This is a genomic window from Paenibacillus oceani, assembly GCF_014705615.1.
GTDB lineage: Bacteria > Bacillota > Bacilli > Paenibacillales > NBRC-103111 > Paenibacillus_AB > Paenibacillus_AB oceani.
The window spans coordinates 92,306-106,765 of the sequence record NZ_JACXJA010000014.1; the positions used below are offsets into that span (position 1 = coordinate 92,306).

The following is a 14,460-nucleotide window of genomic DNA, read 5'->3' on the forward strand; positions in this document are numbered from 1 at the left end:
GGATGTTCGAATGGGTGAAGGTGGGACGATGCACATGCCGGACGGAATCAAGCGGACCCCGCTGGAGACGCAGGAAGAGCTGCAATGGGTGCTCGATTACATGCTGCTGCCGGTCGTGCTCGATGTGCTGGAGCGCGACATCCGGACGCTCGATACGCTCAAGCTGACGATGTCGCTGCTGTATATCAAAAGCTTAAGAAAAGTGCAGGATCGGGTAAGCGGCGAAATGGCCGCCCTTCGCGGCAAGCTGAAAAGCCGGGGAATCCGGATTTACGATCAGCGGCGGGCGAAGGAGCAGCTCGAGGCGGATTTTATGTGCAGGGGCTACCACCGCAAATGCTCGATGCTGTGGGGGCTCGTCAAATCGGAGGTAGAGCGCAAGCTGAGCGTTTATTTGGAGCTCGATCTGGCTCAGTGATGATGGCGGGAAGTTGGTTCCTTGTAACGGTACGCCGGCGTCCCGGGTACGAACGATCCTCCCGCGGCTGCGGCGGAATAGGCGAATGGCTGGCAGGACAAGATTGGGGGAATGACAACATGGGGAAGAAACTGGAAGGGAATGGTCTGTTCGAATCATCGCGTATGATGCTGCCGGAACATAAGGCGCAGTTTGCGGCCAAGCAGAAGGAGACCGGGCATCGGCAACGCCCTCTGCTGGACGACCAGGCGCTGGAACAATACGCGCTGCTGCTGCTGGAGTCGACGGAACGGCAGACGGATGTCGTCATCTGCGTCTTCGATCCCGTCCGGGACGAAACCGTCCAAGGGAGAGTGGTCAAAATCGACTTTACGCTGCGTCGGGTGAAAGTAGCCTGCGCTGGAGAGACTGTCTCGATCCGGTTTGCGGATATCGTCAACGTTACACGGGGGTAAGAGGACTGAGCGGGTTCAGGTCGCAGACTTAAGGGATGAGGTTGCAAGTCCGCTCGGGCAGCCTGCAGTTCGGCAGGGCTGGGCGGAACAGCGGCCCGCCCAAGCTGTCGAACAGTAGCGCCGCTGGCTGACTGAAGCGCGGGCGCGTTCTCCCGGCAAGGGCCGGCTGGATGGATAGGTGGCCAGGGGAGGCTAGAAAGAGCCGCCCCCGCTCTGCCGGCGTGCCGAAGTTCGGGTACAAGGTATCCGGAACAGGGAGCGGCCGGGTGGTGGCAAGAATGACGCTAGCGGCTGTTCCGCAGGGGCAGCGTCACCTCTTGCCGGGCGATGACGGCCGGCAAATCCCGGTAAGCGTCCGCCAGCCAAGGGTGGACGACTTTAAGCTTAGCCTTTTGCGACCACAGGTAGCCGATATACGCCATCGCTCCATGCTCCAGCGACTTTTCGAGCTGGGCGTTCAGCTCGGCCAGATACGGCGGGGTTCCCGCCTGATCCCACGAGATTTTATCGGCGACGAAGACGATCCGGTCCAGCAGCGTGGAAGGGGCTCGCAAGGTCGTATGGCAGCCGATCGCATCGAGCACGTCCTGCCGGGTTATCCCGAACAGATCCCGGGCTACGGCAACGGACAGCTTCTGGTGGATGATCATCGGGAACGCCTCTTCTTCCGGGAGCACTTCGATGCCGAGCTTGCGGGCCACGACAGCCCGTTCGGCGCTCGGATAGATGGCGCTGCTATCGTGCAGCCAGCCGGCGGTTTCCGCCGCGTCCGGGTCCGCGCCGAACCGCATCGCGAGAGAGCGGGCTTCGGCGCCAACCCTGATGCTGTGCTCCGCCGTCTTGGGGCAGCCGTGCGATTCGAGAAACCGGCGTACGTCCGCTGCCGTATCGCCGCTGTGCTGAAAGGTACGGGCTTCCGTTTCAAAAAAAGGATGCAAGGGTGTTCAAACTCCTTCCAGAGATATTGTTTTATCCCAGTTTACCATACAACCGATTCGCTGCCCCGGCCGCCGTCAAAAACCTTTTGCTCCCGTTACCCTCTCGGCTTATAGTAGAGAAAGTGGAAACATGGCGTTCGGGCAAGGAAGCGGCGTTATGCGGGGCGAAAGTGGCGGACCTGGACCTTGGAAGCGGGCTGTTATTGGCGGCAACACATGATGAGTGCTTTGGCTGTACGGGGAGAAAGGACAATGCGAGGGAAGGGCGGATGCTATGAACTGGGGGCGGGGGTATCGGCGTTTTTCGCCAACGATGGAGCGGCGCTTATCTTAACGCCGATCGTGCTTGCCCAAGTTCGGGCGCTGCGGCTGGAGGAAGCGCGGATTTTGCCTTTTGTCATGGCCAGCGGTTTTATCGCCGACACGACGTCGCTGCCGTTTATTATCAGCAACTTGACCAATATCGTGTCAGCTGATTATTTCGGGATCGGGTTCGTCGAATACGCGTCGCGGATGGTGGTTCCGAACTTCTTTTCTTTGGCGGCCAGCGTAGCGGTGCTGTATATCGTGTTTCGCAGAAACGTCCCCACGCATTACGACACCGCAGACTTAAAGCAGCCGGCAGCGGCCATTAAGGATAAGCGGCTGTTCCGCATTTCCTGGGTTATTCTCGGCGTACTGCTCGTTGCTTATTTGCTCAGCGAGTGGGTCGTTGTGCCGGTATCGTTTATCGCGGGGGCGGTCGCTTTGCTGTTTTTGCTGGCTTCCCGCGGCAGTCCGGCCGTTCAGTCCAAAAAAGTGCTGCTGGAAGCGCCCTGGTCAATCGTTATATTTTCCATCGGGATGTACGTCGTCGTCTACGGCCTGCGCAACGCGGGACTTACCGATCTGCCGGCCGGCGCGCTGGAGCAGCTCGCCGCATCCGGTTTGCTGGCGGCTACGATGGGCATGGGGATGATTGCGGCGGTGCTGTCGTCTGTCATGAACAATTTGCCGACCGTTATGATCGGCGCTTTGGCGATTGACGGCACGTCCACCGAAGGTATCCTTCGCGAAGCGCTCATCTACGCCAACGTTATCGGCACCGACCTCGGTCCGAAAATGACCCCGATCGGCTCCCTTGCGACATTGCTGTGGCTGCACATTTTGGCTCGGAAAGGCGTTCGCATCACGTGGGGGTACTATTTTAAAATCGGCGTTGTGCTGACGCTGCCTACTCTGCTCATTACTCTCGGGGGATTGTATGTTTGGCTTCGGGTGTTGGGTGGGGGTTGAGGAACGGGCCGGATCAAGCTAACGTCATATGAATGTAAGCGTAAAATAGTCCCCACCTGGCCAGCAGACGGGGACTCGGATAAGCTATTTTGTAGTGTTAAACACGCGGCAAGTTAAGGGAAGCGAGGAAGACCAGGGAAGCAGAGCATCCAGCGCCTCTTGATCTTTTAGATCAGGTAGCTGAGGCAGCTTCTCCAGCAGATAGGTCAGATAGTAAAACGGATGCAATCGATTCTTTTTGGCCGTCTCCACGAGGCTGTAGATCGTCGTGCTCGCCTGAGCACCTCGCGGCGTGTTGGCGAACAGCCAATTCGTCCGGCCAATCACGAACGGCTTGATGGCACGCTCGCTTCGGTTGTTGTCGATCTCCAGCCGTCCGTCCAAAAGATAAGCGTTCAGCCGCTCCCATTGGTTCAGGCAGTAGGTAATGGCCGCTCCGGTCAGACTTTTGGGTAACACCCGGCCTTGTTGTTCCTGAAGCCAAGCCAAATAAGCATCCGGCACAGGACGGCTTTGCTCCTGACGGATGGCGAAGCGTTTTTCCGGCGGCGCTGCCCCTCGGCCTGTCGCTCGATCGCGTAGAGGCGGTTGCAGAAGTCCAGTCCCTGCTGCGCCACCGTGCCCGTGAACGGGACGTTCTTTGCAGATCCCTTATATAGATTAGATTTACGCCTGACTGTAGCAGATGCATGGCTTTACTGTGCCGAAAACAATGGGGCGACACTTTTTTCGGGAATAATTCAGGTGAAACCGTCTTTGCAGCATCCATATATTTTGTAACGATGTAAGCAACGCCTTCCCGCGTCAATTTTCCTCTGGCACGGTTGAAAAAAACGGGATAAGCTGAGGCGTGTGCAACATTCAATCTATTTTCTTGAAGGTATTGCCCCAATAGATTAGACATCGTGTTCATGAGCGGTACAATCCTGCTTTAATTTCCTTTCCCCGTAAGCTTAATCGTTGCCATCTGTTGAATTTTGATGTCTGAAACGATTAAATCACACAGTTCTTGTACCCGTGCGCCGCTTAGGGCTCGAACGATCCACGGATTCTAAAACCCGATGAACATACGATTTCTGCTCCGCCGCCCGTCCGGGCTCCCGAAGCACCTGCAGCGTCGTTTCGTCGGCGCAGGCAATGTCCTGCCGCAGCAGGTGTGCCTTCATCCGCTCATATACGTGGGTGAGCCACTGGGCGCCGTGAAGCATCCAGTTGGCCATCGTCTGCCGGGACAGTTCGACCCCAAAACGGGCCCACTGCTGTTCTTGACGATACAGCGGCATCCCCTCCACGTATTTCTGGCTCATGATGTACGCCCCGCTCGCAGTGACGGCAACCGTAGACGTAGCGAACATGTTCCACAACCTTTACTTCGGCCGGAATCACCTTGAGCTCGCGTCGCACTTCGGTTTCCAGCGTCGGCTCTTCCTGGACGGGGTCTGCCTCGGCCTCTGCTTCATTGAACAGCAGCACGGAGGCGTCTGTTCGCTGGAGGAGGCGAAACACCGGCGCTGCGCCAGCTGGAATTGTTCTTCAGTTGTCGGGGGGAGGTTCGTTTGGTTTTCCATATTCACAAGATTCGACATGGCAGGGGCAAAATTCCTGCCGGGAAATGAGGCGAAACACCGAAAACAAATTCGGCTACATGACGGCCTCGGCCCGAACGGGCGGATGCGCCTTGCACTGCTCCAGCGCCAGGCCGTCCAGCCAGCGCAACTCGCGGCTGGAAACGGTGACCGTTCCTTCGCCGCCGGTCGGCCACTGAAACGTGCCGCGCTCCAGCCGCCGGTACAACAGCCAGAAGCCGTTATGATCCCAGAGCAGCATCTTGAGCTTGTCACGCTGGCGATTACAAAACACAAAGAGGCTGGGCGCGAACGGATCCAAGCCGAAGCCCTCCTGCACGAGAGCGGCGAGGGCGTCGATGGACTTGCGCAAATCTGTGGGTCCGCAGGTCAAATAGACGTGCTGGGGGTTCGGAAGCGTCAGCACGTCACCACCTCCGCCAGCGCGTGCACGACTTCGCGAAGCAACCGGGGATCGAAGCCGGCGTAAAGTTCAATCTGTGCCGGACCGACGCGAAGGACAAGCGGCGCGCGTTTTCCCTGCTCGGCTACGGCCAGCGGTACAAAGCATGTCGCCGGAGCTGGCGTAGAGGAAACGGTCGAGTCGGAAGGCGTGCGCGTTTTCGATTTGTAGAGCCAGTATTTCATTTGGTCAACCGTAAGTCGTGGGCCGCGCACCAAGCTTTCAGGGTCAAGCCGCTGGCCCGGTACTCGGCGATGCGTGTGACCCATTGCTGTCGAAGATGTTCATTTGCCATAATGGGGCAACCTCCTTGCGTTCTCGGTTACCTCATTTTCTCATGGGATTCAATCCGTTTGAAGGTGGGAACAGTTTGACGCTTACGATTTATCTGCCGGTTCGAGTCTCATCAAACCTATAATAATGTCCATTTTCTCCCCTATGGGGGTCTTTTGCTTCCACTATAATGATCATGTATCGGGGTATAGAAGGGGGGCTCGCATGTTGCGCTTTCGAGTCATTGGCGGCTTGTCGGCAATCTCTGGGCGCTGGGCACGAAGAAGCGGAGATAGGCAAGCATAGAAATAAGATCATCATGTTACGGAGGAATTCACAAGTGGAAGAGAACAGAGCGCGAGTTAAACAATTGGCGCCAAATTTTGTTAAAGTATTTGAATCGCCTGATCCGGAAAGCGTTTTCGCATACAGCCCGGGACTGACTGTATTGCCGGGCGGGCGTATCGTCGCTACGATGGATTTGGGCGGACCGGGCGTTGGCTGCCTTCCGGGGGCAAAGCTGGATGCGGAAAGCGGACAGCCATGGCGTGGAAAGCTGTATACGTCCGACGACGGGGGAGGCACCTGGGTTCACCGCACGGACTTTCCATTTGTATTCGCCCGTCCGTTCGTGGCCGGAGAACGGCTGTACGTCCTCGGACAGGATGGGGACCTGTTTATTATGTATTCGGAGGACGGAGGCGATTCTTGGAGCGAGCCCGTTCGGCTGACGAAGGGGCAGAGCTGGCACCAGGCCCCTTCCAACATTCACTTTGCCAAAGGACACGTATATCTGGTCATGGAGAAGTACATCTATGATGACCTGAAAGGCTGGCGGGTCAATGTGATGGCTCCAGTATTGATGAGAGCGAGCGTAACCGCCGACCTTGCCGACCCGGATAGCTGGACGTTTGCCTCCGAGCTCGCCTTTCGGGATGTCGTATCGGAATCGGAATTGGATTATTTCGGCGTTCCGTTTTTCCCGACGGACCCTGGCGGTCGCCTGATGCTTGCCCCGCGAAGGGACATGAACGCGATCGGCTGGCTGGAGACGAATGTCGTGCAGTTTACCGACGAAAACCATTATTTTTACGACCCGACCGGACGTACGTTCCATCTCTGGATGCGGGCGCATACCGGAGGAACCGGGTATGCAGCGATTGCGAAGGCGGTAGAGCAGGATGACGGAACGATCGTCACGATGACGGAGAAGGCGCCGTCCGGCAAAACAATGCTGTACGTTCCATGTCCGGGTGGGCAAATGAAATTTCATATTTTGTATGACGAGCAGACGAGACTGTATTGGCTGCTGAGCTCCCAAGCAACGGACAGCATGACACGGGTGGAGAAGCTGCCGCCGGATCGCTTCAATTTGCCCAACAACGAACGGCATCGGCTTCAACTGCATTTCTCTACAAATTGTATCGATTGGTGCTTCGCCGGACTCATCGCGATGACGGATTCCCCGAAGGAAGCTCGACATTACGCGAGTATGGCGATCAACGGCGACGACCTGTACGTGCTGAGCCGCTCCGGCGATGAAAGGGCTCCGGATTCGCATAACGGCAACTTCATTTCGTTCCATATCGTGAAGCAGTTTCGCGGGCTTGTTTATTAAAATAGCTTTCGAGGAGGATTCCGTTGTGAAAAAACGTATAGCAACCGCATTGATTTCCGTATTGGCCTGCACGCTTGCCGCCGGGTGCGGAGGCAGTCCGGCGCCGTCGGAGGAGAAACTGCCTCCGGCCGCCACGAGTACTCCTGAGGTTCCGGCGAAGCCAGTCACGTTGAAGTTGTTTATAGCGCCGGCGGTCCCGGAGGAGTATTACGAGAAACGGATCGCGGAACCGATTCGCAGTAAGTTTCCTCATATTACGCTGGAGCGTATCGCGCGCGGACCGAAGCTTGCCGAGCTCCTTGCCTCGGGTAATGCGCCGGACATCATATTCGACGGGCTGACCAACCTGACCCCGACGCTTGAGCTCGACATTCCGCTAAGTCTGGATGATCTGGTCAAGAAGCACAAGTTCGATCTGTCCAAAATCGATCCGGGGGTACTCAAGGAAATTCGCTCGTATTCCAAAAACGGGGAATTGGTCGCTTGGCCGCAGATGACATACTTGTGGGCGCTGCATTACAACAAGGATATCTTCGATCTGTTCGGCATCCCTTATCCCAAGGAGGGCAGCACGTGGGAGGACTTGTCGGAATTGGCGGTCAAGCTGTCACGGACGCATGAGGGGATCGAATATCGCGGTTTCAGTCCGAGCACCGCCCATAATCGGCTGCAAACCCAGCTCTCCGCCCCATATGTCGATCCGAGGACGGAGAAATCTGTCATCGGGGCGAATGCGGGTTGGAGGAAATTGTTCCAGTTTTACAAGGATGTTTATTCGATACCGGGCAACTATCCGGCGGGCTCCAAATACAATGACGCGGGGAAAGCGTTCAACGTCGACAAAAAAATGGCGATGTACCCGAATTTGCTCACCCTCCCCGATCCTGCGAAAGGCATGAATATGGGACTGACGACGTACCCGTTTTTCAAGGATAAGCCGTGGGTCGGTCCGTCCGGGTTCATGGAAGTGATGGTCGTCTCCAAGACGAGCAAAAACCCGGATGTGGCGTTTCAGGTCGTAGCCCATCTTACCTCGGACGAGGTGCAGATCAACAATGCGAAGCTGGGAAGCATTCCTGTCGTGACTAATCCCGACGCGATTAAAAATTTGTATGCCGGGAATCCGCTCGCGAAAGGAATCGACTTTGCCCCGTTCTTCAAGCTGAAGCCCGCGGAATCGTACGGCAAAACGATACACGATGCGGCCGGCAGCAAAGCGATTATTAAATATTTGCAGGAATATATCGCTGGGAGCATCGATTTGAACACGGCGTTGAACAAGGCGGACGAGGAATTGAATATGAGCGTCGACGAACAGAAAAATAAATAAGCGGGACTGGGCCGACGGAGGGATGAGTGCGAGAATGCAGGTTCATGAAGAGGCATACGGGCGATATGCCCGATTGTTGGATAAACCGCTGACCGCCGCAATCGAGGAAGGATTGACGCCCTGCATGACTGTCGCAGTTGTAAAGGACGGCCGGCTCGTATACCGCTATGCGCACGGCCGTCCGACGCTGCACCCCGACGACCGCCGGTTCGTCGGAGCGGACACCGCTTTTAATGTCGGCTCAATTACGAAAATCGTAACGTCGGCTCTGGCCGTCAAACTGATGGAAGCGGGCGTATGGTCGATGAACGACCCGGTTCGGCAGCACGTGCCGGAATATCCGTTCGCCGATGCGACTGTCGGACATCTGCTCACGCACAGCGCCGGGCACAAGAAGCAGCCGATTGCAAATCCGGCCCGCGGGGAAATGGAGACGTTCCTGAAGGGCGTCTACGAATCGCAGGAGCGCGAAGCGGCGCCCGGCGAACGTGCGGTATACGACACGGTCAACCACGAAATCGTGATGGATATGATTCAGCGGATCTCGGGACAACCGATCGAGCACAATGCGAGAGCCCTGCTGTTCAATCCCCTTGGAATGAAGCGTACGAGCTACGACAGTGCAATTTATGCGAACGGGGAATACGTGCTGCCCTGTTCTCTGGACAATAGGTCGGAGGAAGCGATGTTCGACCGGCGTGCTCCTCGTGGAGGAACTGGACTGCACTCCACCGCCGAAGACTTGGCGAAGTTCGCTTCCCTCTTTCTGTCCAAAGGACGTTGCGGCGATCGCGTCATCTTTTCGGAAGCGGCCGTCGATTTTATGCTTCGCGAATCGACAGACGGGAAATTCTCGAAAACGCCGGTTATGTTTATAAAAACCGAACGTGATGCGTACGGCTGCTTCGCAGACCTGAATTCGCCGAGTGCGGTAGGCCATCCCGGCTTCAGCGGCTGCATGATGATGGTCGATCCGGTCTATAGCGTCGCTGCGGCGATCGTCACGAATAGTCAACGGCTTCATCGTCACTGGAGAAACTACAAGCGGTTAATGAACCTGATTATGGGCGCCTCGACTTCGATGAATTTGATCAAATGAAGAAAACCTCCGGAACGCCGTTCATGGCGCAGGCCGGAGGTTTCTTTTCATCCGCGGGCGATAGGAAGGCGGGCGGCAAATGGGAGTGTCCAACTCAGGCCGGGCCGTAAGCAAATCGGTAGCGGCCCGAGCCAAGCGTCAGGCGGACGCCATCTTGCTCCTGCTCGGCCGGTTCGAGGCCGACCGTCTCCGTATTGGTGAACGGACGGCCGTCAGCCTCCAGAAGGCGCAAGGAAGCACCCGGCAAAAAGACTTCCGCCGTCGTATTGGGCGGAATGACGACATCGATCCTCATATATCCGTCCTCGTTCCGTTCCCAGCCACAGCCGATTTCTCCGTACATCGATTCGTAGGTGGCGCGCGCGTAGCGAAAGCCTTCCGCGGGACGGGGATGGATGCGGATTCGCTTGAAGCCGGCTTCCACGTCGTCGGTATCGATGCCGGCCAGCATCCGGTACAGCCATTCGCCGATGGCCCCGTATGCATAATGGTTGTACGAATTCATCTCCGGACTCCATAACGCCCCGTCCGGCCGTATGCCGTCCCAATGCTCCCAGATCGTCGTCGCGCCTTGCAGAACGGAGTAGAGCCAAGACGGATATTCCTGTTGGAGCACGAGCCGGGCCGCCGTCTCATGATGGCCGTTCTGGGACAAGGCGATGCACAAATACGGAGTACCGACGAAGCCGGTCGTCAGCTTATAGCCGTTGTCGGCGACCATTCGGTTCAGCGCATCCGCAACCCTGCGTCGGGTCTCGCCCTCTACAAGCCCGAACGCAAGCGCCAAGGCGTGCGCCGTCTGGGTCGGCGAACAGATTCGTCCGTTCGGCGAGACGAATTCGTTGCGGAATTCGGCGACAATGCAGCGATGTTGCTCCGCGTATCGCAGTGAGTCCGCCTCACGGCCGAGGACGGCCGCCGCCTTCGCGACAAGACGGACGGAATAGGCGTAAAAGGCAGTGGCGATCAAGTCGCTCGCAGTCGCTCCTATATAGCTGCCTTCCTTGGCATCCATGCCGAGCCAATCGCCGAAATGGGCTCCGGTATTCCACAGCAGCTCGTTGTCGCCTTGGACGCGTATATATTCGACCCATGCCTTCATACTCTCATACTGGCGCTCCAGTATACGTTTGTCCCCATAGCACAAGTAGACGGTCCACGGACACACGGTGGCCGCATCGCCCCAAGCGGCCGAGGAGCGGGGAGCTTTCGTCAGCACGTCGGGAATAACGGCGGGTACACCGCCGTCGGGAAACTGATCGGCCGCAACATCGTTCAGCCATTTGCCGAAAAAAGAAGCGACATTCATATTGAACGATGCGGTGCGGATAAACACCTGGGCGTCTCCTGTCCAGCCGAGTCGCTCGTCCCGCTGCGGACAATCGGTCGGCACATCGAGGAAATTGCCGCGTTGCCCCCAGATGATATTGCGTTGCAGTTTGTCGACGAGCGGCTCGGAGCATTCGAAGCGGCCGGTCTGCTCCATGTCCGAATGGATAACTCTGCCCAGAAAATGCTCTGTGGCAGGCTCGCCCGGATAGTTGTCGATCTGCACATAACGAAAGCCTTGAAACGTAAAGTGGGGTTCGTACGTTTCCGGCTCCCCGCCGCCCTTGCAAATATACACGTTCGTTTGTTTGGCCGTACGCAAATTGTCGGTGTACAGATTGCCGTCCTTGTCGAGAATTTCCGCATGGCGGAGAATGATTTGATGTCCGGCTTCGCCTCGTACCGTCATGCGGACCCAACCGACCATATTTTGTCCCATATCGAGCACGGTTTCACCCTTAGGCGTATGGAATACGGCGATCGGATGAATATTCTGCACAATACGAACAGGCTCGCTTTCCTGGGCGACCAGCATGTTCTTGCCGTGCGCTATGCACTCGCACATACGCCAGCGTCCGTCGACCTTAAAATTTGCCGTAGACCATCCGGCTTGTTCCAGCCGAGCGTCATACGTTTCGCCGTGATAAATCTCCGACTGTACAATCGGCCCGGTCGAGCATGACCAGGAGGAGTCGGTCGTCACCATTTGCTCGGAGCCGTCCTCGTACTTAAGATGCAACTGGGCTAGAGCCGCTCTCCGGTTTCCATAATAATTGCGCTGATATTGCCGCCCTCCTAGCCAGCCGATATTGCCCTTGTACCAGCCATCACCGAGGACGATTCCGAGCGCGTTAGTTTGCTCCTCCAACAGGTCGGTGACGTCGTAAGCTTGCACTTGCAGCCGGCTGCGATAGCTCGTCCATCCCGGCGAGAACAGCGAATCGCCGACGCGCTTGCCGTTCAAGTGCAGCTCGTACAGTCCGAGGGCGGTGGCGTATACGGTGGCTCGCACGGGTCGCCCCTTCGGGATGAAGGTTGTACGCAAATAGTCGGCGGGGAGGGCTTCCTCCCTAAGAAGCGGCGGGGATATCCAGGAGGCCGACCATTCGCTCGTATCGAGCAGGCCCGTCTCCCAATAGGCGACATCGCTCCAATCGGACGGGATATCGGCTCTGTCCCATACGCGAACGCGATAATAGTAACGCGTTCGCGACTTCAAGGCCGGCCCGCCATATTCGACGTGGATGGAACGATCGGACAGCGTCTTGCCGGAATCCCACAGCGGAGCGGAGAAGGTACTGTCCTCCTCGGCCACTTGTATACGATATGCCTGTTGGGCGACGTTCCGGCGTTCGGAGCGGATTTTCCAGCTTAAGCGCGGGATGGGGGTGCCCAATCCAAGCGGGTTCTGTTTATACTCCGTCTTCAGTTGGACGACAGCAAGCGATTCCATGAGCAGCACACCTCTTATCTGATTTTTCCTCAGTATAGTACGGGGGCCAACTCGAAATCGAGGCGGGATTGGACATTATTGCAGGCAGATAGGGACATGTCGCGCTTCCGGTCAGTCTGTACACTTTATTCATCACACAAATTGCTAGTCATTTTACGACTATAAAAAAGTCATTTTACCCCTATATAAAATAAGATCGTCTATTTTACAATGGAGAGAATTGCATACGCTTACATTATAGTTTAGTACCAATCGACGATTGGCGGCAATCGGTAGCTATCGGTGCCGTACATCCATTTATCGGGAGGCAGGATTACATGCATAATGGAGACGATTTAGGTATTAGCCGACGCAAGCTGCTGAAAAACATCGGTATCGCCGGTACGGCCGTAGCTGTCGGGACTATGCTTTCGCAAACGGGCGGTTCCACCGCGGAGTCGAAAGGAAAGAAAAAGACGACCGAGAGCGACTCGACGGGTGCGTGTGGGTGCGTGGCGCTGACCACCGATATGATCAGCGACTCGTATCCCGGCGTATCGGCCGGGGGGATGCTCGAGACCGGCGGCTTCTATACGGCCGGGATCGGCGGCGCGAAGTGGATGAAAACCGCCGATACAAGCGCACCTTCGCAGACGCCCGGACAACGCGGCTCGGCGACATTGACCGATGCCGACGGGGTCATATGGCAGTATGTGCCGAACACGATCGGCGAAGTGTACTTTGACGATCTTGGTGCGAAAGCCGATTATGACGCTGTCGCCAAGACGGGTACGGATAATTCTCCGGTATTGAAAGCTTGCATAGCCTACGCCGGTGCTGGTATCATTCGGATATCGCGAGGATTATACGGTTTTTCTACTGCCCAATCGATTGTCTTCAACAACCCCGTGATCGTCAAAGGAACGGGGCGAAGGTTCGGCAGCCGATTCTATTTTTTCGGTACGGGCCCCAAGTGGGTAAAGACACAAAGAAAGCATCCGGATGACGGAACGGATGATCCGATCTCGACGGCATTTTCCGTCGAAAGCGCCAATGTGCATTTGGAAGACCTGTACATCGCCAATGCTTTCTCGGGTACGGATCCGGCCGGTGACTACGGCTCGGACTGGGATGTAGGCATTTTTATCCGCTCGAAGTCGTTTTTCACCGCAACGCGCGTCAGGGTGGAAGGGTATTGGCGCTTGGCCGGGACGATGTATGATGTCACCCAGGAGAGGGGCAACTGCGACGGCAGCACGCTGCATGATTACTGGTCGTCCGGATTTTGGGGACTGCTCGTATACGGACCGTTGCCCAAAACGGGTACGGATTCGATCGTCTCCGGCGACTTGCGCGGCGCCGGCGGATTTTCGGACTTTTACATCTATGGAAGCTCCCGCTTTTTCGATATGAATCATCATCGCGGCTCACGCATGTCGGACACCGACGGCGGCGCTTTCAAAATCGACGGGAACATAAATACGCCTGCAAAATCGATCCAGGGACATCATTTTCACGGCACCCGGTTCGCCAGCTCCTCCCCCTACTCGATCCGGGTCGGCGCAAGCAGCAGAGACTATTTCGTCCAGTGCCATATCGAAAGATTTACCGGGAGGTATAAGGCCGACGGGGTTACGCCGGCAAACGATACGCATATCGAGATTTCGGCGGATGCCCGCCATACGAAGTTCGACAAGACCGTCTGGTACAACCAGGGCACCAACGTGTTCGTGGGAAACGATTTGGAGTTCCGAATGTGCGTAGAAGGGTTCAGCTCGGGACAAAAGCCGTATTATCATACTCAGACTTTCGCGCCCCGCTTGTCGACCTCGACCGGCGGAGTGCTCCCCGATGGTCAGCATGCGATCCGGCAAGGGTATTGGCGGAAAGGGGAAGGGATCATCACGTTCAGCATTCGGCTGCAGTTGAACGACATTACGGGCGCATCGGGCAATGTCTCCATCATCGGCTTGCCGGCGGCGATCATGAACAAAACGAACGGACATGAATTCGTAAGTGTCATGACCTTGAATGTATCGCATGGCACTGGAACCGGCTCGATTCAAGGGTTGATCGGCCCGAATTCCGACAAAATCGATCTGTACTTGAACCGAAGCGGCGCCGGCAGCAGCAGGCTGACAGCTGCGGAGCTGCTGTCGTCGAGCTTTTTCCATGTAACCGGGACCTTGATGATCGAACCATCGGTGTAGCAAACCGTTTTGAGTTTCATGAAGTGGCAGACTGGAAATACGTACCTTAGGAGGA

Annotated in this window: 12 protein-coding genes and 3 pseudogenes; 7 read left to right on the plus strand and 8 right to left on the minus strand. The window is 56.6% G+C overall.

The window, feature by feature from the left end:
• Positions 1-10 precede the first annotated feature (10 nt).
• A complete protein-coding gene (locus tag IDH45_RS11760; protein WP_223836576.1) occupies positions 11-418 on the plus strand; it encodes a hypothetical protein in 408 nt (135 codons plus the stop codon).
• Positions 419-537: 119 nt separating this feature from the next.
• The gene (locus tag IDH45_RS11765) at positions 538-873 is read left to right on the plus strand and encodes a YolD-like family protein (RefSeq protein WP_190927751.1); all 336 of its coding nucleotides are present in this window, start codon (positions 538-540) and stop codon (positions 871-873) included.
• Positions 874-1,157: 284 nt separating this feature from the next.
• On the opposite strand, the gene yqeK is transcribed toward IDH45_RS11765, so the two are convergent.
• A complete protein-coding gene (gene yqeK, locus IDH45_RS11770) occupies positions 1,158-1,811 on the minus strand; it encodes a bis(5'-nucleosyl)-tetraphosphatase (symmetrical) YqeK (protein WP_190927753.1) in 654 nt (217 codons plus the stop codon).
• Positions 1,812-2,063: 252 nt separating this feature from the next.
• Between yqeK and IDH45_RS11775 the strand changes: the two genes are divergently transcribed.
• Entirely contained in the window at positions 2,064-3,086 is a 1,023-nt protein-coding gene (locus IDH45_RS11775; RefSeq protein WP_317891193.1) for an arsenic transporter, read from the plus strand.
• Between the two features lie 84 nt (positions 3,087-3,170).
• Here IDH45_RS11775 and IDH45_RS33990 read toward each other — a convergent pair.
• The 6 genes and pseudogenes from IDH45_RS33990 to tnpA all read right to left on the minus strand — a co-directional run.
• Positions 3,171-3,700, minus strand: a pseudogene (locus IDH45_RS33990) (IS66 family transposase); the annotation flags it as partial.
• Positions 3,701-3,795: 95 nt separating this feature from the next.
• Positions 3,796-3,999: pseudogene (locus tag IDH45_RS35260) on the minus strand (site-specific integrase); the annotation flags it as partial.
• Positions 4,000-4,084: 85 nt separating this feature from the next.
• A pseudogene (locus tag IDH45_RS34635) lies at positions 4,085-4,621 on the minus strand (IS66 family transposase); the annotation flags it as partial.
• A 106-nt stretch (positions 4,622-4,727) separates the two neighbouring features.
• A complete protein-coding gene (gene tnpB / locus IDH45_RS11795; protein ID WP_190927758.1) occupies positions 4,728-5,078 on the minus strand; it encodes an IS66 family insertion sequence element accessory protein TnpB in 351 nt (116 codons plus the stop codon).
• On the minus strand, positions 5,072-5,299 hold the full coding sequence (locus IDH45_RS11800; protein ID WP_223836577.1) for a hypothetical protein: 228 nt from the start codon (positions 5,297-5,299) through the stop codon (positions 5,072-5,074). Before IDH45_RS11800 ends, tnpB begins: the two co-directional genes overlap by 7 nt.
• On the minus strand, positions 5,296-5,409 hold the full coding sequence (tnpA, locus tag IDH45_RS35265) for an IS66 family insertion sequence element accessory protein TnpA (RefSeq protein ID WP_397327038.1): 114 nt from the start codon (positions 5,407-5,409) through the stop codon (positions 5,296-5,298). Before tnpA ends, IDH45_RS11800 begins: the two co-directional genes overlap by 4 nt.
• Positions 5,410-5,727: 318 nt before the next feature.
• On the opposite strand from tnpA, the gene IDH45_RS11805 reads away from it, so the two are divergent.
• The 3 genes from IDH45_RS11805 to IDH45_RS11815 are packed head-to-tail and all read left to right on the plus strand — an operon-like array spanning position 5,728 to position 9,434.
• Positions 5,728-7,005, plus strand: coding sequence for a beta propeller repeat protein (locus tag IDH45_RS11805; protein ID WP_190927760.1), 1,278 nt, complete (start codon positions 5,728-5,730; stop codon positions 7,003-7,005).
• 25 nt (positions 7,006-7,030) lie between these two features.
• Entirely contained in the window at positions 7,031-8,335 is a 1,305-nt protein-coding gene (locus tag IDH45_RS11810; protein WP_190927762.1) for an ABC transporter substrate-binding protein, read from the plus strand.
• A 22-nt stretch (positions 8,336-8,357) separates the two neighbouring features.
• A complete protein-coding gene (locus IDH45_RS11815; protein ID WP_190927764.1) occupies positions 8,358-9,434 on the plus strand; it encodes a serine hydrolase domain-containing protein in 1,077 nt (358 codons plus the stop codon).
• Positions 9,435-9,528: 94 nt separating this feature from the next.
• On the opposite strand, the gene IDH45_RS11820 is transcribed toward IDH45_RS11815, so the two are convergent.
• Positions 9,529-12,216, minus strand: coding sequence for an alpha-L-rhamnosidase (locus IDH45_RS11820; protein ID WP_190927766.1), 2,688 nt, complete (start codon positions 12,214-12,216; stop codon positions 9,529-9,531).
• Positions 12,217-12,533: 317 nt separating this feature from the next.
• On the opposite strand from IDH45_RS11820, the gene IDH45_RS11825 reads away from it, so the two are divergent.
• Positions 12,534-14,405: a twin-arginine translocation signal domain-containing protein gene (locus tag IDH45_RS11825; protein ID WP_190927768.1), complete on the plus strand. Its 1,872-nt coding sequence runs from the start codon at positions 12,534-12,536 to the stop codon at positions 14,403-14,405.
• Positions 14,406-14,460: the final 55 nt, after the last annotated feature.